This is a genomic window from Brevibacillus composti, from assembly GCF_016406105.1.
Classification (GTDB): domain Bacteria; phylum Bacillota; class Bacilli; order Brevibacillales; family Brevibacillaceae; genus Brevibacillus; species Brevibacillus composti.
In genome coordinates, this window is record NZ_CP066308.1 from 981,481 (window position 1) to 1,006,704 (window position 25,224).

Genomic DNA, 25,224 nt, shown 5'->3' on the forward strand with positions numbered 1-25,224 from the left:
TGAGGAGCGGTCTTCTGCCGAATACTACGCAGAGATAACGACCGTCCATCTGGAAGCAGGGATCGGTAGGGATGATGGAAAAAAGGAGCGGAGAATGGATGAGTGGGAACATGACAGAACTGACAAAAGACCGGGTACCGCCGAATCAAAAGGTGACGACCGGCTTTCCCGTCCTGCATTACGGGGAAGTGCCTGAATATACGGACCTCGCTGCGCAATGGAACTTTCGCATCTTCGGCCTGGTGGACGAAGAAGTGACGCTCTCGTATGAGCAGATGATGGCTCTTCCCAAAGGAAGTACGACGAATGATATCCACTGCGTCACCGGCTGGAGCAAGCTGGACAATGTCTGGGAAGGCATTCCTGTCGAAGAGATCGTCAAGCTGGTGAAGATCAAGCCGGAGGTCAAATACGTGCTGCTGCACGCAGAGCACGGCTGGACCGCCAACATGCCGCTGAGCGATTTTCTCACCCCGGGCAATTTGTTTGCCTACCGGCACAATGGCGAAGACCTGACGCCGGATCACGGCTGGCCGCTGCGGTTCGTCGTTCCTCATCTGTATTTCTGGAAGAGCGCCAAGTGGGTGCGCGGCATCGAGTTTTTGGCGAAGGATAAGCAGGGATTCTGGGAGAAGAACGGGTATCATATGTATGGAGACCCGTGGAAAGAGCAGAGGTTTGCTTGGGATTAAAGCGGAACAAACTAAGAGGCGGGAGTTTCGCCTCTTAGTTTGTTATATGAATGGCATCGTTGGCAATGGAAAGAGAGGCGGGGATTCAGCCTCTTTGTCATTGTCAAACCCTTCTGAATTCCACAAATCACCATGCTATTAAATATCCGGCTTTGAGGAAGATTCCTTTTTCAATAACAGATAGGCTGATCTGACAATTAACGCAGCTGCGATGACAGTAATCAGGAATATCAGAAGTTTCATTCATCAGGGCAAATGCTAAGATAATAAACTCCAAAATGAGAAGCCCGATCCAAGTGTCAAACGATTGGGGCACATTATCCGGTTAAGGTTCTATCAGTCATGCCCTGGCAACCTGACCGTCATTCGTAAATGTTATCGGCATTATCGGCGCGGATCAGCTCGGACTTAATTGGATTCGTTTGAGTTTCTACTTTTTCAGCATCAACAATTTCTCTCGTTCTTATAGTTTTCTCTTGATTCGTTACGTTACCTTTGTTTGTGGTTACATCCATGTAAATCCCTCCTGAAGCACATTGTTTTCTTTTTCTTTCGTCGTGTTCTTCAGTATTCCCATTTTGAATGACTAACATGGGGAGAAACAAAGGTGCTTTAACAAATTGAGGGTTACAGTGATTTGTCTAAAAGCCGAACTGATGACTGAGAGGCGGTCTTTAGTGCGGCCATCATCTGCACAGGAGTGAACCGTTGCGACAAAACAAAGGAAGCCTGGGATGGCGGCGGCTCTTCGCGGAATTGAATCGAAACCGCTCTTTCCGTTTTGGTATCAAACGTGATGATGACCCGAACCGCCCACTCCCTCCGGTCTTGTCTCAACCACAGCTTGAAGGTTTCGGTGGCGCGATTCGAACTGACGACGTCTCGGCCTAGATGCTGGTAATCCACGATGTCGGCAAGGGGATAGCGTTTCTTGGTCTCTTGCATGGCGAATCTCCCCCATTTCGCATAGGGCGGAATTTCTCGAACTTCTGCAGAGGCGATGTGAACACTGGACAGCAGCATAATCAGCATGAACAACCGAGTGAATACCCGCACAAGACCACTCCTTTTCGAGAGTAGTCTTCCCAGAAGGAAAAAAAGATACGGATGAGTCCGAAAATGGTTTCTCATGGGCCGGGGACCCTCGGGGTGAGAGGAAAGAAAGAAGGCTTGCACCGCAGCGATGGCCGATGCGGCCCAGTGATCGTGGCTGTCCGAGCCGTGGCCTTTGGCTACGCCGCCGATGGTAACCGTGGCTGTAGGATCTTCCGCCATGGCCGTAATCGTGACGGTTTTTTGGTTCTCAGGCACATCAGCAGTATAATTTTGTCTCTCAGGTTCAAAGGCAGGAGTCAGTTCCACAGAGGAAACCGACAGCTCGTCCAGGTGATGCGACACGACATGGACGGTCCGCGTCACTCGGTGGCTGCGTTTCCACTGCTGTCCGATACGTTGTAACGGAGAACATAGTCTCCGAGCCGGTCGTGGTTGACTGAGCCGTCTACACTCACTTCGCCCGTGAGGTCCCCATCTTCGTTATCGTCCGCCATGAACCCGGTTTCGGAATAGGTTTGCCCTTTGAGTATGTAGGCGGGATTGTCGCCAAACAGGGTGGTCACGGGCGCCTCCGTATCCCCAACATAGAAACGGGCCTGTGCCGTAGCTGACTCCGGTTTGGGGGAATTGTTCGTGATGCCGTCGTCGGTCACGGTATATTGGAAAGAAGCCCATCCCGAGAAATCCGGATTTGATATAAACGCCACATGATTCTCTTCCATGGATGCCGTGCCGCCAAGCGCATTACCTACTCCGGTAACCGCCAGAGTTTGCCAGATGAGTTCATCGTCAGGTCCGGGGGAATCATTGGCCAACAACTTGGAGTAGGGGATGGTGACCACTGGCGCCCCTTTGGCGAATCGGCCCGGATTTGAGTTGTCCCGTTTTTGTGATAGAGAGTTCCCCCAGTAATTCCGCTGATTTTGAAATGGGTCGTGGTAGACCCGCCCGCTTCCGTCGGGGTAATCACCAGACCGCTTGACGTCATGGTGTCCTCCGCCGTCATAGCCGGCGTGACTTGAGGGCTGTCCGTCCTCGCGCGAATGGTGAACGTGACCATGCCATTACTCGTTGCGCCGCCGTCATCCTTCACCGTGTATTGGAAACCTGCTGTTCCGAGATATTGGGAGAGGGGGGTAAAAATGACGGATTCTCCATCATCGCCGATCCGTACCGTCCCGGCCTTCAGCGAGGGGCGTGCCTCCGTTTTGGGGATAAAGGGTGCCGCCGGTGATATGGCTGATCTTGTAGGAGGAAGTGGTCACTCCGTTTTCATCGTTCGGCGTGATTTCTAATCCCCCCGCGCTCATCGTGTCCTCCAACGTCGTTACTCCTGTGACGCTCGGTTTCTTGGCGTTCTCCTGAATGTCGAAGGATACCGTCGCGATTCCCTCGCTGATGAGCGGGTCCGGCGCTCCCAGTGTGGTGCCGTCATCCTCTACCCGGTACGTAAAGCTGGCAGGGCCGCGATGGTCAGCGGCCGGCGTGTAAATGACCGATTCACCGGAGATGCGGACAGAGCCGTACTGGGGATCGATCTGAGGCGAGGTAGTGGGTGCCCAGGAGATCATCATGAGGAATTGGCTTGTCATTTACTTCTAGAACCGTGATCGAAGCGGTTGTCGGCCCGCCGAGGCCTGAGCCTTGTGCCGTTTGGGCGGCCTGCGCGGTAAAGGAAAACGTATCGCCTGCCACGGTATTGGCATTGGAATTTGGACGGAATCTCAGACCTTTTGCCGCTTCCGCAAGCGGTATGTAAGTGTGATTGGGTATTTCCACCAGATCGTTCTGGTAAAGAGAACCTCCGACGATATTGCTAAGATAAAACAAACCAGCGCCGACATTCCATGAGAATAGGACCTGTCGGCGCTGTCAGCGACGAATTCTACTACAATCGGCGTGGCCGGGTCCAAGACATCGCCACCGGGAATCGTGATCGCTGTCGTGGTAACCGTTGACGTATCGCCTGTCTGAATTACGGCATTAATGTACAGATTATAGTAGGAAAAAGAAGCCGGGAATGCTGTAGCAGCCGCACCTGTGTCGTCTGTGAATGTTGTCGCAGCAATCGAAAAGGTATCCCCCGTGCCTGTACCCGCCCCTGCTGTGCCTGTGAATCTTCTACTCGCAATAAAAGGTTTAACGATTGGCATGATGGTAGTTCACCTCCGTTCCGTATTAGTAAATTCAAGACTTTGACGAGTTGCTCGTGCGCTTGACACCGTAGATTCCACCATTTTTACGGATCCATGATGACGGAGAAGTGAATGATTTCGAGAATGATGGAGGTTCCTGCGTAGATCGTTCCTCCCATCGCGTTCAGTGTTAAAGCATTGGCACTGATTCGGCTCAAGCTAGATTTTTGCAAGATTCCGTTCAGGAAGAGGCTGCTGTAACTGCTCGGACCAAGCGTGACAAATTCAGTTACGGGTTGTCCCTGATCGTTTGTAAATTGTGTTGCCGGGATGGTAACGGGGCTGTTCAATTGAATATCAGTAGGGGACAGATAAAAATAGCGGTTCACTTCCGGCAGCACGGTTAGGGTGCCGACAGATCCGCCAGGTCCTGCAGGCCCCGGAGGCCCTTGAGGCCCCGAAGACCCCGAAGGCCCCTGCAAACCCTGAGGCCCCGGCTTGCCAGGTGGTCCAGCTGGTCCGGGCGGGGCATTCACGATGATTTTCGGAGGACAGGAGAAGTATACGGTTTTTATCGCGCCTTTCTTTGTGCGAGGACATCGAAGCACGGTTCTCTTCCTGTTTTTATGACGAGGCCGCTTTGAACGTCGACATCGCATCCAAACACCTCCCGATTCCATTGCTTACGTTATGCTACGTTAATGAACGGCAGGAGGCTTTCGACGGCCAGCGACAGACAAGCGGTCGCACGAAAAATAGGCCAATGAAAGACGATGGAGATGCATGGGCGGATGGGATGACTGGACAGGGGATAGGGGAAGGGAGAAACTGGCGATGCTCAGCGGGAAGACGGGAGTCCTTAGGTGTCATTTATGAAACGTGTACAATTGATTTTTCCCTCAGAACCTTAATCCAACAGTTGAATTCTCATCCGTTTTTTCGTGGCACCTTTATTTTGAATTTTTACAATGGAAAAATCGCCAATTTCAGATGTGTTGTTTACATGAGTTCCGCCGCAAGCCTGCTCATCTATCTGATCAATTTCGACGACGCGTATTTCAGTTAGGGAAGCAGGGAGTATGTTCAGATACGTTTTAAGGATGCCTGCATTTTGCTCTGCTTCTCTTCTGCTCATTGTTTTTGTGCGGACCTGTTGAGGCTGTATGAATGCCTCCTTCAGCGATTTTTCTATATGTTCAAACGGGATGACGGATACTATTTCGGGAGAAAAGGCCAATTCTAATCTCGCGTGGTCCGCCTCGATTTGACTGCTGGTCGCTAAAGCGCCGTACTGTTGATAGAAATATCCTGAAATCATATGCAATAATGTGTGATACTTCATATTCTGATATCGCCAAGGCCAGTCAATCTCCATACGGACTTCTTGTTGGGTGCACTGCAATTGACGGTTTAATTCATGGACAATCTGGCCGTCTATTTTTTTTGCGTTTACTACTTCATAGATCTCCCCAAATTGCTTAATGATGCCACGATCACAAGGTTGTCCCCCGCCGCCCGGATAAAAAACAGTTTGATTGCATACTACAAATCGTTCTTGTATGGATAGAATATTTGCCGTACATTCTTTTCGATAACTATTCTCTGCATATAACTCTATCGTTGTCATTCAGGCCACCAGTCCCCTTGCAATGCCTTAATATCCGCGGTCAGCATGTCGACATGTTCTTTTTTCGTGGACCAACTTGTACAAAATCTCACAGCAGTGTGTGCATCATCGACTTTTTCCCAAAACGAAAATGAATACTTTTTGCCCAATTCCTTCAATACCTCATCCGGTAAAATGGGAAACTGCTGATTGGTTGGAGAATCATACCGGAAAGAAAAACCTTTTTCAGCGAATGCCTCTCGAATCATCATCGCCATTTCTACGGCATGATGCGAAATTTCATAGTACAAACCATCTTCAAACAAGGTTTCAAATTGGATCCCCAATAATCTCCCCTTAGCAAGTAACCCTCCCTTTTGCTTGATCAAATACCGAAAATCTTTTTTAAGGTCATCATTTATGATGACGACTGCTTCCCCAAACAATGCTCCAACTTTCGTTCCCCCGATATAGAACACATCACAAAGTCTTGCAATATCCGCCAAGGATAGATCGCTGTCTTTTGCAGCCAGGCCATATCCTAATCTGGCTCCATCCAAAATCAGCGGCAAACCACATTCCCGGCAAACCTTGCTCAATTCTTCCAGTTCGGATTTACTGTAGATCGTTCCATTCTCGGTAGGGTGGGAGATGTAAACTAAGCCTGGCTGCACCATATGCTCATGAGTACCATCATTCCAATGAGCATCAAATCGTTCTTTTACCTGTTCTGCTTTAATTTTTCCATCATCACTCGGCAAAGTAAGCACTTTATGACCCGTAGCTTCAATCGCTCCCGTTTCATGTACGGCGATATGACCTGTCATGGCCGCAATTGCTCCCTGATGCGGGCGCAATATGGAGGCGATGATCGTCGTATTCGTTTGTGTTCCTCCAACTAAAAAGTGTACATCTGCATTCTCCACATCACACGCTTTTCGAATATACGCCCTGGCTTTTTCACAGTGTTCATCCATACCATATCCGGCTGTCTGCTCTTCATTGGTTTCCCATAACCGTTCCAGAATTCTCTTGTGAGCACCTTCTGTATAATCATTTTCAAATCGAATCATCCTATATCCTCTCCGCCCGATCCAATTTCTTCTGTATGAACAGCATAGCCGCATGTATTTCTTTCATTTCTTTTTCTGATAGACCTTGGAATAATCTCACAATTTGTTCATCAGATTTTTCATTGAGCTGATGAAACAGAGCGGTCCCTTTGGGTGTCAATCGAATCAGACTCGTTCTGCTATCTGAGGTCGAATTCTCCTTAGAAAGCAGTCCGTCTTTACTAAGCTTGGCAATGATTCTACTCATGTAGCTCCGATCAATTTTAAGTTTGTCGACCAAATGGTTTGCAATACACTGCTCCATGAAACCAATCTCTAAAAGTACCCGTGCTTCCGTTAAAGAATATCCGGTTTCCAATACATGCTTATCCAAGACTCCGAGTATATTCGTGTAAAACTGGTTGAATTTCCGTATATCCGCAATGATAGTTTTATTCAGATTCATGGCGCCCTCCTTTTTAGTGGATTCAGTCAACAAAACTTTACTTCATTTAGTGGACTGCGTCAACAAAAAAACGATATGTAGCGGACCATATCCTGTCCAATAGCGTAAGGAGGCTGCCAGATGATCGGCAGCCTCCATGTACTGACATCCTTTTTCGGCGAGACCAAAGCTACACATTTTCTGAGTTCTTTCGTTTCAGTAAGACCTCTTTTTCGTACATCTCTCCCCAATCCCGCATGAGGTAGAGAATCGGTTTTAATGTTTCGCCAAAAGAAGTAAGAGAATATTCAACTTTTGGAGGAATCTCACGATATATTTCACGATGTACGATACCATCTTGCTCCAGTTCCCGAAGTTGCAGCGTTAACATGCGTTTTGTTGTAGCGGGCATAAGTCTTCCTAACTCGTTAAAACGTTTCGGTCCGGAAATTAAGTTATATAATATTTTGGCTTTCCATTTGCCGCCGATCACATCTACTGTAATTGCAACAGGACAAGCCTGGGTATCAGGACACTTTTCTGTTTTAACATCCTTCATCGTAACACCCCAATCTTTATAAGTATCAAATTGTATCCTATATGACAAATTTCATCCTATTCATCAAAAATGTGCGTACTTTTCATTTTATGTTATATAAAGTACCATTGGATTTGCAAATAAAAGACTGAATGTTTCTGCTTATCGCGCAATTCTCCTGTTTAACAGGCAATGTACGGATCACCTAGACATAGAGGAGAGAAGAGGATTCGATCATGCATGAACCTATTTTTAGGTAAAACAGATAAAAAGGAGTGACTTGAATGAAAGCGCAAATTATTCAATCTTTTGGTGCACCATCTGTATTTCAATATCAGGAAATTTCAAAACCTGAACGGAAACCTGGGCATGTACTTATTCAAGTAAAGGCTACAAGTGTTAATCCGATTGATACGAAAGTTCGCGCTGGTATAGTGCCTGCCGTTGCCCCCGAGTTTCCAGCAGTATTGCATGGAGATGTGGCAGGTGTGGTAGCTGCAGTGGGGGAAGGAGTAACTGAGTTTAAAATCGGAGATGAAGTGTTTGGATGCGCGGGTGGATTTAGGGGGACTGACGGCGGTGCACTTGCAGAGTTTATGTTGGCAGATGCCGATCTGCTTGCTCATAAACCAAAAAATTTGACGATGGAAGAAGCTGCTTCTTTGCCGCTTGTTTCCATTACCGCTTGGGAAGCATTATTTAACCGCGCAAGGCTTTTACCTGGACAAGAAATTTTGATCCATGGCGCCACCGGAGGCGTAGGACACGTCGCCATCCAACTGGCCAAATGGGGAGGTGCAACAGTCTATACGACTGCCTCTTCGCAAGAGAAGCTGGAGATTGGCGCGCGCCTTGGTGCTGATGTAACGATTAATTATCGAGAAGAAAGCGTTCACGACTATGTACAAAAATATACAAACGGAAAAGGATTTGCCGTCGTGTTTGACACGGTCGGGGGTGAAAATCTTGATCGCTCTTTTGAGGCGGCAGCGGTACATGGAACGGTAATCGCCATCGCTGCTCGTTCGACCCATGACCTCTCTCCGGTGCATTCGAAGGGACTATCTCTTCATGTTACCTTTATGTTGTTGAAGATACTAAATAAGGACATGCGTAAACAATATGGAGAAATTTTGAAGAAGGTAGCCGGGGTGGTTGAGGAAGGGAAACTGCGTCCGCTATTGGATTCAAACATTTTTACATTTGATGAAGTGTCAAAAGCCCATGAGTACATGGAGTCTGGCAAGGCGATCGGAAAAATTGTTTTGAAAAATAGCTGGTAATAGTACCGCAAATTTGAAATGTCTTGACAGCACAGCTTGGCGGAGCACGCCGACGCTGGGAGCGTCGAGCCGGAAAATCTTGCAGACAGTGAAACTAATAAGAATCAGTTAAGCGGCCTTCGTCCAGAATTTGATGGGACGAAAGGCCGTTTCCTTTTGCATGAAATCGCTCGTTATTCTTTCCGTTTCTGTGTTCAAGTGCAAAGCTGGCTTCATACTCCCGAGCGAACGAAATGAAACATCTGTTTTATTCAGACGTCTGTATAGAGGAAATCAAAGGAAAAGCCAGTATTGAGGCGAGGAAGAAGATAGGGAGGCTGCGTATGCGTACGATGTTACTCTTGGCACTGCTGCTGGCAGGGGGAGCCCTTCTTTTTACCAAAGGGCTGTATGTTGAATGGGCAGAAATGATCGTCGTCGTGTTGGCGTCCTGTATGATTGCGGTTATCATCCATGCCGCGTACGGAAAACGGAATGGTTTTTCTCGAATTCTGGCTGCGTTCAGTGCATTTGGACTTTATTGGGCTTTTTCCCTGTTTGATCTCACCAGCGATCACTATTTGTACTACCTTCCTCAGGAGGGAGTATTTTATGATGGCAGACCCTTGACCCTGGGGGAAAAAATGAATGAATTTGTTGATGATCTCTTTGTATGGAGCTGGGTTGCTCCATTGGTGTCGGGGAGTCTCTCGCTTCTGTTTGCAAGGAGCAAGACGTGAAGTTGACTGCGGGAAAGCACCAGCACCCGTTATTTGGGAAATGAATTTCTGCTTTGCGGGCTTGGAAAAAAGCAGATGAGCGTGCTATCCTGACAGCAAGTCGGGACCCGATCGGATAAAAAACGTCTTACGACAGACAAACAGGAGGGACAGATGATCGACACCCATCCAACAACAGACACGCTCATCCTCGTGGTTCATGAAATTTACGGCCAAAACTCCCACATGATGCATGTTTGCCAGCAATTGACAGCGGCAGGTTATGCGGTCCTGTGCCCCAATCTATTGGAGCGGGAGTCTCCGTATGAATACGCGGAAGAAGCAGAGGCCTACCGCAGCTTTATGGAAAACGTGGGGTTTTTGCGGGCCGCAGAAAAAATAAAGAGCGTGCTGCGAGAGCAAAAAGGACGTTACGCTCGTGTGTTTCTCGTCGGATACAGCGCCGGCGCGACGGTAAGCTGGCTCTTGAGCGAAGAAGAGGGACTCGCCGGCATCGTGGGATTTTACGGTTCGCGGATTCGGAACTATCCGGACCAATCGCCGCGGTGTCCGGCCCTGCTTTTCTTTCCGGAAGAGGAGCGGTCCTTTGATGTGGACGAGTTGATCGCGCAATTGTCCGGGAGAGAGATGGTGAAGGTCTGCCAGTTGGCCGGCCGGCACGGATTCAGCGACCCGTATTCTCCTGCATACCAAGAGTCTTCGGCAAGGCAAGCGCACGAAAAGATGCTTCGTTTTATTTTATAACCAAGCCTTTTTTAAGAGCTTCACGCCAAGCCGGATTTCCTCACATGACAAATTATTAAAACCAAGTCTCACCATCGGTCTATCGGTTTTGTTTTTAATGAAGAAAGGCGAGGTAGGATAGACCTTCACCCCCTGAATGGACGCTTGTTGAATGAGCCAATCTTCTGAACGCTCCAAGTGTACCTTGACTAACACGTACAAACCGGACTGCTCGCCAATAATGGATATATGTTCCCCGAAATGATTCCTTAATGCAAAAACCAAGTCCTGCATCTTTCGTTTATAGACGAGACGCATGCGTTTGATATGGCGATTCCATTCGCCTTCTTCCATAAACTTCGCCATGGCGAATTGGCTAAGCAGTGAAGTGGTGCTCTCGAAAGGTGTGAATTGAGTTTTGTAGCTGGTTAAAAGTGGCTGCGGCAGCACCATATAACTGAGGCGAATTCCCGGCAGAAAGCATTTTGAGAAATTTCCCAGATAGATCACTCTCGTAGAATCGATGGAAGCGAGAGCGGGAAATGGTTGCTGGGTATAGCGAAATTCACTGTCATAATCGTCTTCGATAATATATCCCTGCATCTTGTTTGCCCAATGGATCAGGGCATGCCTTTGTTGTATGGACATGCTTACCCCGTATGGACTGTGATGGGACGGCGCCACATAGATCAGCCGCGATTTTCTGCGCTCCAAATGTGAAAAATCGGCACCTGTCTCATACACGGGCAGGGTTTCAAGCGCAAAGCCGTTTAATCGAAAAGCTTCCCGAGCGCCGTCATAACCGGGGTCCTCCACGATAATGCCAGAAAAATCACGTTTCAGGACAAGACCGAGATACACCAGCATTTGCTGGGTGCTGCTTCCGATGATGATCGCATCTGGATCTGTTCTCACCCCGCGAGACTGGAGCAGATATGCCGCGATTTGTTCGCGCAGGCACCTTTCGCCAAAAGGCTCCCCGTATCGAAAGCTGTCCTTTTCCGACAATACTTGGTTCGAGATCCTCCTCCACGTCTTTACAGGGAAGTGCGATTGATCGACGACGTCTGCGCGGAAATCAATGCGCACAGGCGGCACCGTCTCTGTTTGCTTATGCGTAAAAGAGCTGCGAGCCTCTTGAAACAAAAGGGGCTCAATTTCATTTGCAAAATACCCTTTTCGGCCCTCTCCCCGAATATACCCTTCAGCAACAAGCTGTTCATATGCCATTAATGTTGTATTGCGGCTTACCTGTAAGGAATCGGCAAGTTGACGGATGGAGGGCAATGGCTCATCCGCTTTGATGTCGCCCTGCTCAATAAATGATTTCAATTTCTCGTAGATTTGTTTGTATTTGGGAGAGCGATCGTGGAAGGTAAAAATCGTATTTTTCATTTGCACCTCCCCTGACATGCGCATTTTTTTAATATTGTACCTTTTTAAATGTCAGTTTGACTACTATCATACCGTGTAAAGGATATCTGTTGTATGTCAAAAAGAGGATAGAGGAGAATTCAAATGTACATCCCCGAGCATTTTACAATGAAAGACGCAACGGCTGCCTACCATGTCATACAGGAGAACAGTTTCGCAACATTGTTTTCCATTCATCAAGGAATGCCGTTCGCCACACATTTGCCTCTGCTATTAAATAAGGACAAAACCTGTTTGTACGGTCATGTTGCCCGTTCGAACCCGCAGTGGAGGGATATTCAAAATCAGTCAGTGTTAGCCGTGTTCCATGGTCCTCATTGTTATATCTCTCCCTCTTGGTATGAGACCAATCAAGCAGTGCCAACATGGAATTATGTGACCGTACATGTTTACGGAGAAGTTGAGCTGATCCGGGATGAGCAGGAGTTAATGCGTTCCTTGGATGAGATGGTACGGAAATATGAAGCGCCTGACAGTTCTTACCGCTTGCAGGATGTAGATGCCGAATTGCTCAGTGGCATGAACAAAGGGATACAAGGATTCAAAATAAAAATCGAGAGGATAGAAGGGAAAGCAAAGTTAAGTCAAAACCACTCCTCGCACAGGCAAGAGCGCGTTATCAAACAGTTGGAACAGATTCCCCTGACAAACGAGCAACAAATAGCCTCCTTGATGAAAGCGAACCTTACAAACAAAGGGTAACCTTGCTTTCACCAACCCAGGAGGAGCCCATCATGTGCAAAATGACAACAAGGAGTTGCATACCATGGCGTTTTCAACGATTTGGCTGTTTATCATTGCTGCTGCCACATTGCTAATCATTCCTGGACCGGCTGTGTTCTATATTATGGCGCGGAGCATCGATCAAGGGAAGAAAGCGGGCCTGGTCTCCGTCCTGGGAGTATCTCTTGGCGGTTCTGTTCACGTTTTGGCGGGAGCAATTGGCGTTTCTGCGATCCTGATGACATCCGCAACCGCCTTTACTGTCGTCAAATACCTGGGTGCGGCTTATCTGATCTATCTGGGGTGTAAGACTTTATTTTCTGCAGCGGATGGCACGACTTCCGACATTCCCAAAGCCCCTCGCAAAAAATTGATAAAGATTTTTTACGAATCAGCACTGGTAGAAGTATTGAATCCGAAGACAGCACTCTTTTTTTTAGCCTTCTTTCCGCAATTCATTTCACCTTCTGCCGGATCAGTCAGCGTCCAATTTTTGCTATTGGGAACGATATTTATTATTCTGGCTTTTATAAGTGATGGTCTGTATGCCGTGCTTGCAGCAAGCATCAGGAAGCGAATTGTGGGCAGCAAAGCGAGTGCCAAGTTGATGAATCGGATAACCGGTTATTTTTATATCGCTTTAGGGGTATTTTCCGCCTTTGCGAGCCCCACCAAAACCTAATCGTGTGATGAAAAATGAAAGGGAGAGACAGATTATGCCTAAATTTATCATTGAAGACGATTTTTGGTCGTTATTCCCTCAGGCAAAAATCGGCATCGTAATTTGCCAGGGAATCGATAATTCAATACGGGACATTGACATCTACGAGAAGCTGCTGCGAGAGGCGGAGAAGGAAGCACACAAATTCTTCAGCCTGGAGGAATTCAGCAGCAATCCCGTCATATCCGTTTGGCGAGAAGCTTTTCAGAAATTCAAGACAAAGAAAGGGGCAAGGTGCTCCATCGAAGCCCTGTTAAAAAGAGTGAAAAACGGCAACCAGATCGGAACCATCAACCCGCTTGTCGACATCTATAATTCCATCTCATTGCGTTATGGGCTTCCGTGTGGCGGAGAGGACATCGACACTTTTGCCGGCGATATTCGGCTAACGCTGGCAAATGGCAACGAACCGTTTATCCCATTGGGAAGTGATGAAAATGCTCCGCCCTATGAGGGGGAAATTGTTTATAAAGACGAGGAAGGTGCCATCTGCAGATGCTGGAATTGGCGTGAAGCCCAGAGGACGATGCTCACAGAAAAAACGAAAAATGCATTCCTCTGCATAGAATGTATCGATGAAACGAGAAGCGATGAGTTTCATCTGGCGCTGAAAGAATTGTCTGAGTTGGTGTCGCATCATCTTGGCGGTACTGTGAAGATGGAAGTGTTAGATCGGAATCATAGGGAAATGACGATCTTTGGGTAAGGGCAAGCAGCCGAGGCACTCACCGGGCAATGTCATCACTAAAGTCGTCCAAGCCTTATGATTTGCCAAATCCGGAAACAATACCTTCAGGAGGTGAAGGAGATGTCTTTCGGAAATGAGGAGAAAAACGAAAAGCAGGAAATGGGCTATCACGGGAGCAACATGCACGGCTATTCGCTTACCAAGCGGGAGAAGAGCCTGGCGGAGCACGCAGGCGACGGTACCGTAGAGCCTGAAAAACAAGGGGAGAAAGTAAACGAGCTGGGGTAAACGCGACAGACGAGCGGCAGCAGCCGAATGATCGGCTCGACTGCGTGAAATATCCGCTGTTTCTCCGGCCGATGTTTAATTCTTGCTTCGTCTGGCAATACTAGACGAGCAGGATCAAAAATTGACCAGCAATTGTTAGAAGCTAGGAGGCAAAACATGGAACACGGTAAAGTAAAGTGGTTTAACAGCGAAAAAGGTTACGGGTTCATCGAGCGCGAGGGTGGAGAGGACGTATTCGTTCACTTTTCCGCCATTCAGGAAGAAGGGTACAAATCCTTGGAAGAGGGCCAAGAGGTCACGTTTGAAATCGAGACAGGCCAGCGGGGGCCCCAAGCCACCAATGTTCGCAAAGTCTAGCCGCGATTAAGGAAAGACAAGATAAAACAGACTCCTAGGGGTCTGTTTTTTTATGTCCGCTGGCGATTATCAGATGAAAAACATCGTTTTTGAGGAATAAACGGGCACTTTGCCGGCGATACTGGTACTGACGCTGTTAACAACCTTTTTCAGCCCCGCTCCTCTAGCGGGGGATTTTTTTTGGTTTCGGAATGGGGACAAACGCTTGTCCGCCTTTTTTGCCATTTCTCGCCATTTGTAGTATCATACATCTATGCAAACAAATGTTCTGGAAGTGGGGAGAATCATGATCAAAACGATACTCGTACCTGTGGACCGGAGGATGCAGCGCGTTCCCGTCCTGACGTCCCAGCATCTGAAAGCCTACCAGATGATTACCGCCGGCACAGACATCGACCGATTGATCAAGGATCGCAGGATGAGGAGAATCGTAAGTGAACTGTGCCGATTGGGCTGGGTGGAGCCGCGCAGCAGCAGGCGACCGTCCAATTGTGGATAATATGCGGGGAAAATTCACAGAATTTTAACTCTTGTCGTAAAAAAAGATCACATTTATGGGGTACACTATAGGTGACTACAGGACAGCATCGAAAGGGGTAAGAGTCTTGAACCTGGTATTAACCGAAGTGCTTTGCAAAGAATGCAAGGCTCGTCTCTCAGAGTATGAGATCGAAAATAACGACTCATATTGCATGGATTGCTACAAGGAGCTTGATGAGAATAAATAATGTGGAGAGCAACATCCCGTCTTTGCCCCGAGCAGAGACGGGTTTTTTTTGGCTGGTAGCGGACTCGCAGGCTTATTTCATCCAGGCGCTTAGACCTGAAAAATTTTCATGGACAGGGACCTTGGTCACGTCGTACCATAAATTTCATAAATCAAGACAAAGACATCGACGTCCTAGGAGTGGTCCCCTTTGCTATTTGGCAGCATCAAGACAAAAATCATGCTTGCAATCGTGCTTTGTTCTGTCCTCACCGTATCCTTGGTCGGATTTGCTTCCTGGTATTCCAGCAAACAGATGATTGAGGAACAGATGTATCAGAATGCGCAGTACCTGGTTGAAAATAAAGCCAAAGATCTGAACAATACCATCGAGAAGATTGAGTCTTCCGTAGACTATCTCTCCGTGGCAGTCCTGTCCATGCTCGATGATGTGGAGAAATTTAAGACGGATGACGGCTACATCTATTCGCTTCAGGAAAAAGTAAGGCCCATCGCAGAGAATATTGCCAAAGAGACCAATGGAGCGATGGCGTTTTACGTCAGATTTAACCCCGAATACTCCGCCCCTACCTCTGGTCTGTTTCATGCGGACACCGACGGAGACGGGACGATCGAACCATTGACTCCGACCGACTTCAGCCAGTACGATCCGAATGACTTGGAGCATGTCGGCTGGTACTACATCCCGGTAAAGGCTGGCAAGCCGACCTGGATGGACCCCTACCGCAATGAAAATATCGGCGTGGACATGATCAGCTATGTGATTCCCCTGGAAAAAGGCGGGGAATCCATCGGCGTCGTTGGCATGGACATCAATTTTCAGCTCTTCACCGATGTGGTCGGGCAGATCAAGCCCTATGAGCATAGCTTTGCCGCTCTGCTTAATTCCGCACAGCATTACCTCATTCACCCCGCTTATACGGCGAAAGAAAACCTATCCGATGTGGATGCCGCCCTGTTTGAACAGCTTGGCAAAAGCGAATCAGGGGTCATCCGCTTGCAAAAAGAGGCAAATGAAATTGTTTCTTACGCCAAACTTTCCAATGGTTTTACCCTCACCGTCACTTCTGCGGAGGCAGATGTGTATCATGCCCTCAATCAATTGACCGGGATGCTCCTCGTCATTTTGGGCGGCGTATTTCTGTTGGCCCTCCTGATCGCATTCTGGACGGGCAATCGGCTGTTCCGCCCGCTGCGCAGATTGGTATCTGATATGGAGAAAGTAAAGGACGGCGATTTGACGGTCCGCACTCCGATTCAGACCCGAGATGAAATGGCCCTAATCGGCACACAGTTCAACCGGATGGTAGAAGAGCTGGGGCACTTGACCAAAAGCATTCACCTGGTGTCAGCGGAAATCAAAACGTCTTCCGAAGCGCTGGCCGCCTTCTCGGAGGAAGTCACCGCCTCCTCGGAGGAAATGTCCGCCTCTGTCGAGGAGATCGCAGACGCAAACAGGCAGCAGTCCGTCTCGATTGACACCTGTGTCCGCATCACGTCCGATCTGTCTCACAAGTTTCAAGAGCTCCAGGATGAGACGGGGGGGGGGTGGTGGTCAGTCAACTGGACGGAATGAACGGAGAGAACAGACGAACCTTTGAACTGATCAGGCAGCTGGAGGAAAAAACAGCCAGAAACGAACAGGCCGCGGTCCAGATCGAAGCGATCGTCACGCAATTAAAGCAGCAAGCCCAAAGTATATCCGACATCATGGGCACGATCAGCGGGATCGCCGATCAAACCAATCTGCTGGCTTTGAACGCGTCGATCGAATCGGCACGGGCGGGAGAGTGGGGCCGGGGCTTTGCGGTCGTGGCCGATGAGATCCGCAAGCTGGCCGAACAGTCCAAACAGGCATCCGACCACATCCAGCGGATCGTCATGGCCGTTCAGGAAAACTCCTACCAGACGGTAGACGCCATGCAGGAAGTGAAGGCAAGTACGGGCGAACAGGTACAGGCCGCGAGAGATGTGAGCGAAGCCGTATCCACGATGTCTGCCACCATACGCACCATCGCGAAAAAAATCGAACAGCATGGCCAGATCGTCACGGGCCTTGGCGCCAATGCAGCCCAACTGGTCAGTGAGATGGAATACATCTCGTCGATTGCCCAGGAGAGCGCTGCCTCCTCAAGTCAGGTGGCGGCTGTCGTCCATCAGCAGGTGCGGGATTATGAGACTGTCACGATCTCGGCGGAGCTGATGAATCAGATGGTGGCAGAATTGGGCGGCACGGTGAGCAAATTTATCGTCGAAGGCGAGTTGTCGCCGATTCCACGTGCATAGTACAAACCTTTGTCATCAAGCGCAAATCAGCAGCTGCTCGCCTCATCAGGGAGCAGCTGTTTTGCTTGTTGCGGGACCGGGCCGGACAGACCGTCACAGAGAGGCTGCGGCAGAATGGAATGAAGTTGGATTCCGATTTGGCGGAAAGAAGTGTAAAATGGAACATATCTTTAGAATATTCAGTATACATTTACCCGGGAGGAATGATCATGAACTTTGACGTGGAACGGCATCGGCTGGATTTTCCATCGCTGCAGCGAAAGGTAGGAGATCAGCCAGCAGCCTATCTGGATGGTCCGGGGGGGACTCAGGTGCCCCGTTCGGTAATCGCCGCGATCGCCCGCTACTATGAGACGAGCAACGCCAATGCGCACGGCCCCTTTGTCACCAGCGAGGAGACGGACCGCATCGTCGAGCAGACCAGAGAGCGGATGGCCGCGCTCTTGGGTGCGCCTTCGCCCGCGTGCATCTCGTTTGGGGCCAATATGACCTCGCTCGCTTTTGCGCTTGCCAGAGGCTTGTCCCGGCTGATTGCGCCCGGTGACGAGGTGATCATCACGGACCTGGATCATGAAGCGAATCGCGGCCCTTGGCAGACGCTGGCCGAACGGGGAGCGGTCATCCATTCGGTCCGCATGACGCCGGATGGACAACTGGATATGGCGCAACTGCAATCCTTGCTTTCCGCAAAGACCAAACTGGTCGCGGTCGGCTATTCGTCCAATTCGCTGGGAACGGTGAATGACTTGGCCACCATCCGCGAGTGGAGCCGAGCGGCGGGCGCCTGGATGATCGTCGATGCGGTTCATTACGCTCCCCATTTTCCGGTGGATGTGACAACGCTTGATCCCGATTTTTTACTATGCTCCGCCTACAAATTTTATGGCCCGCACGTCGGGATTCTCTACACTCGTCCCGGCTTGCTTGATCAGGTGCAGACAGACAGGCTTCGGCCGCAATCTGCCGAGTCCCCGTACCGGATCGAGACAGGAACGCTCAATTTCGCTGCCCTCGCCGGGGTGAGCGCGGCTGTCGATTATCTGGCCGGATACGGCGAAGGGGAGACGCTCCGCGAACGGATCATACACGGAATGACGAGAATCCACGCTTACGAAGAGGAGCTGGCCCGCCACTTGTGCGAACAGCTTTCCGCGATTCCGCAAGTGACGGTCTACGGGCAGCGGTTTGGAGCAGGATTGCGGGCGCCGACCGTTTCGTTTACTGTAGCGGGGGCCGATTCAGGCGAGGTGGCGAAGCGGCTGGGCGAGCAAGGATTATTTGTCTGGGGCGGCCACTTTTACGCCATGCGCGTAGTCGAATCGCTAGGCCTGGAAAAAACAGGGGGACTCGTCCGGGTGGGCATCTCGCTATACAATACCCGGGAGGAAATCGAGCGCGTGTGTCAATGCGTGGAGGAGCTGCTGCGGCCGTAGCGGGATTACGCCGACTGGGCTGGACACGGGGTTGGTATATTCCGGTTATAAATTGGAATGCTGTGAATACGGACCCGTTTTACAGCCCAGAGGGGAGGCGACCGCAGATGGATCTGCAGGATTGCGACCTGTCACCGATGAAGCTAAAGGTGGAGCAGGAATTGAAAGAGTTGATTGGCGACATGGAACGAAGTCTGGCCCAGATGGCTGACGACAATCAGTGCGTCCTCGGCAACCTGGATCAGATTAGGCGGAGACTCGCCGGGATCGAAGCGACGTCTGCCTCCTTTTACCTCTACTGCTACCTAGCGCCCTACACGGACAAATACCTCGATCTGTCCCAGACCATCCAGCGGCTGTCGCAGCGCAGACACGGCGCTCTGGTCGTCATCGAGCGGACAGATCCGCTGGATTCGTGGATGCAGCGCGGGACGATGATTGACGCGGCGGTAAGCAGCACGCTGTTGGAATCGATCTTTTATCCCGGCAGTCCGCTTCATGACGGAGCCGTCCTGATTCGCGCCAATTCCATCGTATCGGCGGGCAATGTGCTTCCGCTCTCCGGCTCCAGCCTGGTAGACCCCAATCTCGGCACACGCCATCGGGCAGCGCTTGGTCTGACGGAGAAAAGCGATGCGCTGGTGTTGATCGTATCAGAAGAGACGGGGCAAGCCCGCTTTGCTTATAAAGGAAGGCTGTATCCCTTGCCATCCGTGTAAAAACGGCATGGTGCAGGGGAGGCAGCTTCCTTTTTTGTCTTTTTTGGTAACGTTTGCATAAAACAAATGGATGAAACATTGTATTTTATGTCATAATTTAAGTAATTTCGCAAACGTTTGCAAAACAGGTGGTGAATCGATGGGCATCTCCATCAAAGATATCGCGAGGGCATTGAACATTTCCCCAAGCACGGTTTCACGTGCATTGAACGGTGCGTACGGGGTCAAAAAAGAAACGAGAGAACAAATCCTGGAGATGGCCAGGGAAAAGGGCTACGTGCCGCATCTGGGCGCAAAGGAACTGGTTAACAAAAGGAGCAATCTGATCGGGTTGATTATCCCGGAGACGGATTTCGAGGTGCGTCCTGCTTTTTTCGAAACGTTTCCATCGCTGATCAAAACGCTGCGGATGTACGGCAAAGAAACGATTATGATTTCGCTGCCCCCCGACCGGTATGAACCGGGAGAATTGCCGCGAATATGCAAGGCTCGCAAGCTCGAGGGCGTTGTTGTTTTGCCGGGGTTCTTGGAAAATCACCCGGTGCTGCGCGACGTTCTGGACATGAAGCTTGCGGCTGTGGTGCTGGAAGAGAGCACACAGGGACGGCACTGCTCCAATCTGGGCACCGATGAAGTAGACGGGGCTTGTCGGGCAGTTCGGCATCTGATCCAGTCGGGGCACCGCAGAATCGGCTTTGTAAATGGCCCCCGTGATCTGGTTTACATTTGCAAACTGCGGTATGAAGGCTATCTGAAGGCGTTGCAGGAGGCTGGAATTCCCTTCGATGCCCGATGCGTGATCGACAGCGACTTCACCGGGAGAGGCGGAGCGCGAAGTGTGCTCACTCTGATAGAGCGCAATCCCGGGATGACCGCCGTCTTTTTTGCCAACGATTTGATGGCGATGGGAGCGATCCATGCTTTGCAGGAGCAGGGCATGCGCGTTCCCGACCAGCTCTCTGTGATGGGATACGACGGGCTTTTCGTGGGCGCCTATTTCACTCCACCGCTGACCACTGTTCAAATCGATCATGCGAGAATCGGCATCAGCGCCGCCGAAATGCTGATGGAGCTGATGAACGGGCAGACGGGCAGAAGCCGCGTCGTGAAGCCGGAGCTGGTCATCCGGGAGAGTGTCAAAATCTTGCCATCCTTTGATAATTGAGGTGTTTTTGATGAAGAGACGGACGCTGTATCTAGCAGGGGTTACCGCTGCAAGCCTCCTCCTGCTGGCGGGCTATCTACTGGTGAATCGCGATGCGGGAGGACTTCCGTATGTGTACCAGCCTGATCCCGCCATGCGCACAATCATTTTGGAGGCCCGGGAGAAGGGAGGCAGCCTGCCGCTCGCGGAGAAGTACAAAGATTTGAAAGTAATCGACGTCCATAATCACGATGGGCCTCACACAGAGTTCACCGGGCCGATCTGGGATCAATACCACATCGACAAGGTTGTCCTGTTTGGAGCGGTCAGTGAACCGGCTGCCATGCGTGACGATCAGCTTACCTGGCGGGCTTTTTCCAAAAATCCGGATCGGTACTACCCGTTCTTCTCCGGATTTAACATGCATACGTCGGAAGGCATCGAGATCGTGAAAAAAAATCTGGAGCAAGGCTTCATGGGGATTGGCGAGGTGATCGCCGCCTCTACCAGTTCGCCCGTCACTTCCAAGGTGGCGTGGAAAGGGGATAACCCGATGGATGGCCTGCTTCCCGAAGTGTATCGATTGTGCGCGCAGTACCAGGTGCCGATCCTGCTGCACATGGATCCGCTCGCAGGGAACCAGATCCTGTATCTGCGGGAAGCCTTGCAAGCCCACCCCGAGACGAAAATGATTCTGGCCCATGGAAATGCTGCGGCCGTTTCCAATAATGCCGCACTGCTTGCCAGTCTGCTGGAAGAGAACGCCAATCTGTACATCGATTTTTTTGCAGGCCATTCGGCAATCTCGGGCGACAAGGAGATCGACGAGTACATACCGGTGATGGAAAGGTTCCCCGACCGCTTCTTTTTGAGCACAGACAGCGGCTACGGCATGAACTACGATCGAGCCTACGAAGCGATATACCGGGTGATCGACAAGCTCTCGCCAGATACTGCCGTAAAAATTTCCCATGAAAATTTTGAGCGGCTGATGGAGGAGCAGACACCGACGCATACGCAAAGAGAGTTGTTGAAGCAGTTATCCGCGGAGACAGGGGAAGCAATCGCGGGAGAGGCGATGAACAAACGCATGGCTTCCAAGCTGATCAAAGAACTGGAAGCGAAAAAACGAGCGGTCAAAAAGTAAGAGCTGATCCGCAAGACATCAAAAGCAGGCTGAAAGTCAGGGAAGCAGCCCTGTCTCTTTGGCCTGTTTTCTTTTTTACCATCTGCCAACGGATTTTCCCCGCGCCAATCTTGCTGTGGTCAGGTAAAGAGCAGTTGAAACGTAACACTCTGGGCGCCTGTGCCATAGGCTGTTGTATGGTTCAGAGGGTGAGGTGAAGATGTGAAAGCTCCCTATAACCTGCCTGATTTTCTGGGAGCCTTGGTCTCGATCGCGGTGGGAATCGTCGTCAGTCTGGAGGCGTATCGCTTGCAATCCTATTCATCCTCCCTGTATGTAGGCGATCACACCCTGCCAGCCATGCTCGGACTGCTGCTGTTGGTTCTGGGAGGATCGCTGCTTCTGCAATCGTATCGTCCGGGGAATCGGGAGGAAGCCGGAGAAAAGCCGCCTCCCTATGGAAAAAATGTGGCGTGCTGTCTCTTGGTCCTGTTCATCTACGGACTGGTGATCGACATACTGGGGTATGTGCTGTCCACCTGGCTCGTCTCGATGATTCTGTTTCGCGTCATCGGTGCGTACCGCTGGCGGACGGCTCTCTTCCAGGCCGTCATCTTGACGGGAAGCTTGTACGTCGTGTTCGTGCTCTGGCTGCAGATCATGTTTCCGACCGGATTCTTCTTATGAAAGGTTGCTGTTTATGGATACCTTGCAACTTCTGCTATCCGGCTTATCAGAAGCATTGACCCTGGAAAATTTGCTGATGGCCGCAGTAGGTGCACTGGTGGGAACCTTTGTGGGGGTATTGCCGGGACTCGGGCCTACATCTGCCATCGCGATCCTGCTCCCGGTGACCGGGGTACTGGAGCCCACCCAGGGCATCATCATGCTCGCCGGCATTTACTACGGGGCCATGTACGGCGGCTCCACGACGGCGATCCTGCTCAATATCCCCGGCGAGATCTCCTCGGTGCCGACCTGCCTGGATGGATACCCCTTGGCGAAAAAGGGGAGGGGAGGGCCGGCCTTGGGGATTTCGGCCATCGCCTCCTTTGCCGCCGGGATCATGGGTGTCATCGGACTCGTTTTTTTCGCTCCGGTGCTGGCGGATCAGGCGCTCAGGTTCGGACCGCCCGAGTATCTGGCGCTGATGCTGCTGGCCTTGACGCTGATGGTCAGCCTGTCGGGAGGCTCCTTTCTCAAAGCGTTTATCATGGGGGCGCTGGGATACGTGCTGGCTTTGGTCGGCCTCGGTCCCTCCTCCGGCATGCCCCGTTTTGACTACGGCTTCGCAAAGCTGGTCGGTGGACTGGATATGATCAGCATCATCATCGGGCTGTTTGCCATCACCGAGGTGCTGAAGGGGATAGAGGAAAAACGCGTCACCACCGTAATCGGCAAGCCGGGCAGCGTCTATCCGTCAAAGGCTGACCTGAAGCAAAGCGCCGGCCCGGCCGTCCGGGGGGGTCTGGTAGGCTTTTTCCTCGGCCTTTTGCCCGGCTGCTCGGCGGCCATCACCTCTTTTCTCGCCTATGATCTGGAGAAAAAGGTGGCCAAAGAGCCGCAGCGGTTCGGCCGCGGGGCGCTGGAGGGGGTCGCTGCGCCAGAGGCGGCGAACAATGCGACCAGCAGTGCAGGGTTTATCCCGCTGTTTTCACTCGGCATCCCGTCTTCGCCGCCGCTTGCCATCCTGCTGGCCGGCCTGATGATTTACGGTCTGACCCCGGGGCCGGTGCTGTTTGAACAGAACGCCAGCTTTGTCTGGACGGTCATCGCTTCGATGTTCGTGGGCAATGCGATGCTGCTGGTGCTCAATCTGCCGATGGTCTGGCTATGGGTCAAATTGACCCGGGTGCCGTACGGGATCATGGCCCCGATCATTCTCGTCTTTTGCACGATCGGTGCGTACTCTGTCCGCAACAGCTTGTTTGACGTGCTGGTCGCGTTTCTGTTCGGCGGGCTTGGCTACCTGCTGAACCGATACAAGTGGCCTGTCGTTCCGCTCGTTCTCTGTTTTATCCTCGGACCGCTTCTGGAGGAATCGCTGATCCAGACGACAGCGATGTCAGCAGAGGGCCTGGCCCTGGTGCTGCAGCGACCCATCTCCTCCGTTATCTTGGCGGCCGCTGCGGTGCTCTTGGTCATCTCCCTGGTGCTGAACAGACGGACGCAATTGCGGGTGCAGCAAGAGCGGGAGCGTGGAATCGACATTACCTAGAGGAACATCTATGGGAGGAATCTTGCTTGAAAGCTTATCAAATCTGGTCGCGTTTTTTGCTTTCCCTGCTGGCGGTCCTGGTCGCCGCCGCCTGCGGTGCGGGCGGCAGCCAGCCACAGCCCCAAACAGCCCCCGCGGACGCTTCGCCTGCCTCCGCTTCTCCATCCGCCGCTGCGGATCAAGGGGCGACGAAGACGGAGCCTGCTTATCCCGTCCGACAAATCGAATACATCGTGCCTTACTCGGCGGGCGGTGGCGTAGACCTGGTCGCCCGGGCGGCTGCTGATTACCTCAGCAAAGAGTGGGGGCAGCCGATCGCGGTGATCAACAAGCCGGGCGGCGGCGGAACCGTCGGGGCCGAGTACGCCCTGAAGCAGGCAAAGCCGGATGGATACACCGTGCTTGCCGTCAATGTCTCCAATACGTCGATGCTGGCCGCCGGGATGGCCGAACCGCTGATCAAAAATGACGATCAGATCTACACGGCTCGGATCGGCAAAGGGACGATGGCGTTTGCTGTGAAGGAGGACGCGGCCTGGTCCGATTTTGCCAGCTTTTCCGAGTGGGCTCGGGCCAACCCGGATGCACTCACCTGGACGTCCGTGGGTCCGGCAGGCTTCTCCGCATTCGGCGTGGCGGAATGGCTGGATCGGATCGGCGGCGACTACGTCAAGACGCGCATGATCGTCACCAAGGGAGCCTCCGACTCGGTGCCCAAAGTGGCGGGTGGCCATGCCGTCCTCGCGATCCATACGGTAGGAGAAATCAACCCTATGCTGCAGGCGAAAAAAGTGAAAGTACTGGCCGTCGGCGGCGAAGAGAGAAGCCCGTTTCTTCCCGATGTCCCCACAGCGGCCGAACAGGGGATCGAGGGCCTCAGCGTCTTTTGGTGGACGGGAGTCTCTTTTCCCAAAGGCACTCCCGAAGGGGTCATCAAAAAGTGGGAAGCCGCTGTCGCCAAGATGACCAGCGATCCCGATTTTGTCAAAAAGCTGCATGACATCCAGGTAGAGCCGGCTTATGCCGATTCGGCTCAATTTACCCAGGATGTGGAGAAGGAAACGCAGTACTATACGGAACTGGCTGAGAAGACTGGCATCCGCAATTGAGC

General features: G+C 51.2%; 30 protein-coding genes and 1 pseudogene. 19 read left to right on the forward strand and 12 right to left on the reverse strand.

The features are described 5' to 3' along the window. Window positions 1-98 precede the first annotated feature (98 nt). A complete protein-coding gene (locus tag JD108_RS05195; protein WP_198828852.1) occupies window positions 99-692 on the forward strand; it encodes a sulfite oxidase-like oxidoreductase in 594 nt (197 codons plus the stop codon). 362 nt (window positions 693-1,054) lie between these two features. Here the strand turns inward: JD108_RS05195 and JD108_RS05200 are convergent, their stop codons facing one another. The 11 genes and pseudogenes from JD108_RS05200 to JD108_RS05245 form a co-directional block, all read right to left on the reverse strand. Next, window positions 1,055-1,207 (reverse strand): hypothetical protein, encoded by a 153-nt coding sequence (locus tag JD108_RS05200; protein ID WP_198828853.1) that lies wholly within the window; start codon window positions 1,205-1,207, stop codon window positions 1,055-1,057. 112 nt (window positions 1,208-1,319) lie between these two features. Then, window positions 1,320-2,111: a DUF3889 domain-containing protein gene (locus JD108_RS05205; RefSeq protein WP_198828854.1), complete on the reverse strand. Its 792-nt coding sequence runs from the start codon at window positions 2,109-2,111 to the stop codon at window positions 1,320-1,322. Next, entirely contained in the window at window positions 2,108-2,590 is a 483-nt protein-coding gene (locus JD108_RS05210; RefSeq protein ID WP_228728317.1) for an immunoglobulin-like domain-containing protein, read from the reverse strand. Before JD108_RS05210 ends, JD108_RS05205 begins: the two co-directional genes overlap by 4 nt. Beyond that, on the reverse strand, window positions 2,497-2,985 hold the full coding sequence (locus JD108_RS22780; protein ID WP_407649422.1) for an Ig-like domain-containing protein: 489 nt from the start codon (window positions 2,983-2,985) through the stop codon (window positions 2,497-2,499). The genes JD108_RS05210 and JD108_RS22780 overlap by 94 nt, the downstream gene beginning before the upstream one ends. Beyond that, entirely contained in the window at window positions 2,906-3,340 is a 435-nt protein-coding gene (locus tag JD108_RS05215; protein WP_198828855.1) for an Ig-like domain-containing protein, read from the reverse strand. The genes JD108_RS22780 and JD108_RS05215 overlap by 80 nt, the downstream gene beginning before the upstream one ends. Window positions 3,341-3,619: 279 nt before the next feature. Further along, window positions 3,620-3,901 (reverse strand): annotated as a pseudogene (locus tag JD108_RS05220) (DUF4183 domain-containing protein); the annotation flags it as partial. A gap of 86 nt (window positions 3,902-3,987) precedes the next feature. Beyond that, entirely contained in the window at window positions 3,988-4,284 is a 297-nt protein-coding gene (locus tag JD108_RS05225; RefSeq protein ID WP_198828856.1) for a DUF4183 domain-containing protein, read from the reverse strand. A 506-nt stretch (window positions 4,285-4,790) separates the two neighbouring features. Then, a complete protein-coding gene (locus JD108_RS05230; protein ID WP_198828857.1) occupies window positions 4,791-5,510 on the reverse strand; it encodes an alanyl-tRNA editing protein in 720 nt (239 codons plus the stop codon). Continuing rightward, window positions 5,507-6,562, reverse strand: coding sequence for a threonine aldolase family protein (locus tag JD108_RS05235; RefSeq protein WP_198828858.1), 1,056 nt, complete (start codon window positions 6,560-6,562; stop codon window positions 5,507-5,509). Before JD108_RS05235 ends, JD108_RS05230 begins: the two co-directional genes overlap by 4 nt. A 1-nt stretch (window position 6,563) precedes the next feature. After that, a complete protein-coding gene (locus tag JD108_RS05240) occupies window positions 6,564-7,007 on the reverse strand; it encodes a MarR family winged helix-turn-helix transcriptional regulator (protein WP_198828859.1) in 444 nt (147 codons plus the stop codon). Between the two features lie 169 nt (window positions 7,008-7,176). Continuing rightward, window positions 7,177-7,545 carry a winged helix-turn-helix transcriptional regulator gene (locus JD108_RS05245; RefSeq protein WP_198828860.1) on the reverse strand — a complete coding sequence of 123 codons (369 nt, stop codon included), beginning with the start codon at window positions 7,543-7,545 and terminating at the stop codon, window positions 7,177-7,179. A 263-nt stretch (window positions 7,546-7,808) separates the two neighbouring features. On the opposite strand from JD108_RS05245, the gene JD108_RS05250 reads away from it, so the two are divergent. The 3 genes from JD108_RS05250 to JD108_RS05260 all read left to right on the forward strand — a co-directional run bounded on the left by JD108_RS05250 (window position 7,809) and on the right by JD108_RS05260 (window position 10,270). Continuing rightward, complete coding sequence (locus JD108_RS05250) at window positions 7,809-8,807, forward strand: zinc-dependent alcohol dehydrogenase family protein (protein WP_198828861.1); 999 nt, start codon at window positions 7,809-7,811, stop codon at window positions 8,805-8,807. A gap of 233 nt (window positions 8,808-9,040) precedes the next feature. Then, entirely contained in the window at window positions 9,041-9,526 is a 486-nt protein-coding gene (locus JD108_RS05255) for a hypothetical protein (RefSeq protein WP_198828862.1), read from the forward strand. A 153-nt stretch (window positions 9,527-9,679) separates the two neighbouring features. Continuing rightward, window positions 9,680-10,270, forward strand: coding sequence for a dienelactone hydrolase family protein (locus tag JD108_RS05260; protein WP_198828863.1), 591 nt, complete (start codon window positions 9,680-9,682; stop codon window positions 10,268-10,270). On the opposite strand, the gene pdxR is transcribed toward JD108_RS05260, so the two are convergent. Next, window positions 10,265-11,644: a MocR-like pyridoxine biosynthesis transcription factor PdxR gene (pdxR, locus tag JD108_RS05265; RefSeq protein ID WP_198828864.1), complete on the reverse strand. Its 1,380-nt coding sequence runs from the start codon at window positions 11,642-11,644 to the stop codon at window positions 10,265-10,267. The two genes, JD108_RS05260 and pdxR, sit on opposite strands and share 6 nt — an antisense overlap. A 123-nt stretch (window positions 11,645-11,767) precedes the next feature. Here pdxR and JD108_RS05270 point away from each other — a divergent pair, with 123 nt between their 5' ends. From JD108_RS05270 to JD108_RS05340, 15 genes are all read left to right on the forward strand, one after another. Continuing rightward, the gene (locus JD108_RS05270; protein ID WP_198828865.1) at window positions 11,768-12,385 is read left to right on the forward strand and encodes an FMN-binding negative transcriptional regulator; all 618 of its coding nucleotides are present in this window, start codon (window positions 11,768-11,770) and stop codon (window positions 12,383-12,385) included. A gap of 64 nt (window positions 12,386-12,449) precedes the next feature. Beyond that, window positions 12,450-13,088, forward strand: a complete 639-nt coding sequence (locus JD108_RS05275; RefSeq protein ID WP_198829997.1) for a LysE family translocator — start codon at window positions 12,450-12,452, stop codon at window positions 13,086-13,088. 34 nt (window positions 13,089-13,122) lie between these two features. Then, window positions 13,123-13,833: a B3/B4 domain-containing protein gene (locus tag JD108_RS05280; protein ID WP_198828866.1), complete on the forward strand. Its 711-nt coding sequence runs from the start codon at window positions 13,123-13,125 to the stop codon at window positions 13,831-13,833. A gap of 102 nt (window positions 13,834-13,935) precedes the next feature. Beyond that, window positions 13,936-14,103, forward strand: a complete 168-nt coding sequence (locus JD108_RS05285) for a hypothetical protein (protein ID WP_198828867.1) — start codon at window positions 13,936-13,938, stop codon at window positions 14,101-14,103. A gap of 156 nt (window positions 14,104-14,259) precedes the next feature. Further along, on the forward strand, window positions 14,260-14,460 hold the full coding sequence (locus JD108_RS05290; protein WP_198828868.1) for a cold-shock protein: 201 nt from the start codon (window positions 14,260-14,262) through the stop codon (window positions 14,458-14,460). A gap of 286 nt (window positions 14,461-14,746) precedes the next feature. Further along, on the forward strand, window positions 14,747-14,959 hold the full coding sequence (locus JD108_RS05295) for a hypothetical protein (protein ID WP_198828869.1): 213 nt from the start codon (window positions 14,747-14,749) through the stop codon (window positions 14,957-14,959). Window positions 14,960-15,377: 418 nt separating this feature from the next. Next, on the forward strand, window positions 15,378-16,763 hold the full coding sequence (locus JD108_RS05300; protein WP_198828870.1) for a methyl-accepting chemotaxis protein: 1,386 nt from the start codon (window positions 15,378-15,380) through the stop codon (window positions 16,761-16,763). Then, window positions 16,760-17,473 (forward strand): methyl-accepting chemotaxis protein, encoded by a 714-nt coding sequence (locus tag JD108_RS05305; RefSeq protein ID WP_198829998.1) that lies wholly within the window; start codon window positions 16,760-16,762, stop codon window positions 17,471-17,473. The genes JD108_RS05300 and JD108_RS05305 overlap by 4 nt, the downstream gene beginning before the upstream one ends. Before the next feature lie 209 nt (window positions 17,474-17,682). After that, entirely contained in the window at window positions 17,683-18,906 is a 1,224-nt protein-coding gene (locus JD108_RS05310) for a cysteine desulfurase-like protein (RefSeq protein WP_198828871.1), read from the forward strand. A 107-nt stretch (window positions 18,907-19,013) separates the two neighbouring features. Then, window positions 19,014-19,625: a sporulation-specific diadenylate cyclase CdaS gene (cdaS, locus tag JD108_RS05315; RefSeq protein ID WP_198828872.1), complete on the forward strand. Its 612-nt coding sequence runs from the start codon at window positions 19,014-19,016 to the stop codon at window positions 19,623-19,625. A 139-nt stretch (window positions 19,626-19,764) separates the two neighbouring features. Continuing rightward, the gene (locus tag JD108_RS05320; protein ID WP_198828873.1) at window positions 19,765-20,790 is read left to right on the forward strand and encodes a LacI family DNA-binding transcriptional regulator; all 1,026 of its coding nucleotides are present in this window, start codon (window positions 19,765-19,767) and stop codon (window positions 20,788-20,790) included. A gap of 10 nt (window positions 20,791-20,800) precedes the next feature. Beyond that, the gene (locus tag JD108_RS05325; RefSeq protein WP_198828874.1) at window positions 20,801-21,916 is read left to right on the forward strand and encodes an amidohydrolase family protein; all 1,116 of its coding nucleotides are present in this window, start codon (window positions 20,801-20,803) and stop codon (window positions 21,914-21,916) included. A 201-nt stretch (window positions 21,917-22,117) separates the two neighbouring features. Then, window positions 22,118-22,582: a tripartite tricarboxylate transporter TctB family protein gene (locus JD108_RS05330; protein ID WP_198828875.1), complete on the forward strand. Its 465-nt coding sequence runs from the start codon at window positions 22,118-22,120 to the stop codon at window positions 22,580-22,582. Between the two features lie 13 nt (window positions 22,583-22,595). Then, complete coding sequence (locus JD108_RS05335) at window positions 22,596-24,113, forward strand: tripartite tricarboxylate transporter permease (RefSeq protein ID WP_198828876.1); 1,518 nt, start codon at window positions 22,596-22,598, stop codon at window positions 24,111-24,113. Between the two features lie 26 nt (window positions 24,114-24,139). Next, complete coding sequence (locus JD108_RS05340; protein WP_198828877.1) at window positions 24,140-25,222, forward strand: tripartite tricarboxylate transporter substrate binding protein; 1,083 nt, start codon at window positions 24,140-24,142, stop codon at window positions 25,220-25,222. Window positions 25,223-25,224 lie beyond the last annotated feature (2 nt).

Coding starts and splice junctions, on each gene's coding strand:
- JD108_RS05195 (WP_198828852.1), top strand. CDS start 99: ATGAGTGGGAACATGACAGAACTGACAAAAGACCGGGTACCGCCGAAT.
- JD108_RS05200 (WP_198828853.1), bottom strand. CDS start 1,207: ATGGATGTAACCACAAACAAAGGTAACGTAACGAATCAAGAGAAAACT.
- JD108_RS05215 (WP_198828855.1), bottom strand. CDS start 3,340: ATGACAAGCCAATTCCTCATGATGATCTCCTGGGCACCCACTACCTCG.
- JD108_RS05230 (WP_198828857.1), bottom strand. CDS start 5,510: ATGACAACGATAGAGTTATATGCAGAGAATAGTTATCGAAAAGAATGT.
- JD108_RS05235 (WP_198828858.1), bottom strand. CDS start 6,562: ATGATTCGATTTGAAAATGATTATACAGAAGGTGCTCACAAGAGAATT.
- JD108_RS05240 (WP_198828859.1), bottom strand. CDS start 7,007: ATGAATCTGAATAAAACTATCATTGCGGATATACGGAAATTCAACCAG.
- JD108_RS05245 (WP_198828860.1), bottom strand. CDS start 7,545: ATGAAGGATGTTAAAACAGAAAAGTGTCCTGATACCCAGGCTTGTCCT.
- JD108_RS05250 (WP_198828861.1), top strand. CDS start 7,809: ATGAAAGCGCAAATTATTCAATCTTTTGGTGCACCATCTGTATTTCAA.
- JD108_RS05255 (WP_198828862.1), top strand. CDS start 9,041: ATGAAACATCTGTTTTATTCAGACGTCTGTATAGAGGAAATCAAAGGA.
- JD108_RS05260 (WP_198828863.1), top strand. CDS start 9,680: ATGATCGACACCCATCCAACAACAGACACGCTCATCCTCGTGGTTCAT.
- pdxR (WP_198828864.1), bottom strand. CDS start 11,644: ATGAAAAATACGATTTTTACCTTCCACGATCGCTCTCCCAAATACAAA.
- JD108_RS05270 (WP_198828865.1), top strand. CDS start 11,768: ATGTACATCCCCGAGCATTTTACAATGAAAGACGCAACGGCTGCCTAC.
- JD108_RS05275 (WP_198829997.1), top strand. CDS start 12,450: ATGGCGTTTTCAACGATTTGGCTGTTTATCATTGCTGCTGCCACATTG.
- JD108_RS05280 (WP_198828866.1), top strand. CDS start 13,123: ATGCCTAAATTTATCATTGAAGACGATTTTTGGTCGTTATTCCCTCAG.
- JD108_RS05285 (WP_198828867.1), top strand. CDS start 13,936: ATGTCTTTCGGAAATGAGGAGAAAAACGAAAAGCAGGAAATGGGCTAT.
- JD108_RS05290 (WP_198828868.1), top strand. CDS start 14,260: ATGGAACACGGTAAAGTAAAGTGGTTTAACAGCGAAAAAGGTTACGGG.
- JD108_RS05295 (WP_198828869.1), top strand. CDS start 14,747: ATGATCAAAACGATACTCGTACCTGTGGACCGGAGGATGCAGCGCGTT.
- JD108_RS05305 (WP_198829998.1), top strand. CDS start 16,760: ATGAACGGAGAGAACAGACGAACCTTTGAACTGATCAGGCAGCTGGAG.
- JD108_RS05310 (WP_198828871.1), top strand. CDS start 17,683: ATGAACTTTGACGTGGAACGGCATCGGCTGGATTTTCCATCGCTGCAG.
- cdaS (WP_198828872.1), top strand. CDS start 19,014: ATGGATCTGCAGGATTGCGACCTGTCACCGATGAAGCTAAAGGTGGAG.
- JD108_RS05320 (WP_198828873.1), top strand. CDS start 19,765: ATGGGCATCTCCATCAAAGATATCGCGAGGGCATTGAACATTTCCCCA.
- JD108_RS05325 (WP_198828874.1), top strand. CDS start 20,801: ATGAAGAGACGGACGCTGTATCTAGCAGGGGTTACCGCTGCAAGCCTC.
- JD108_RS05335 (WP_198828876.1), top strand. CDS start 22,596: ATGGATACCTTGCAACTTCTGCTATCCGGCTTATCAGAAGCATTGACC.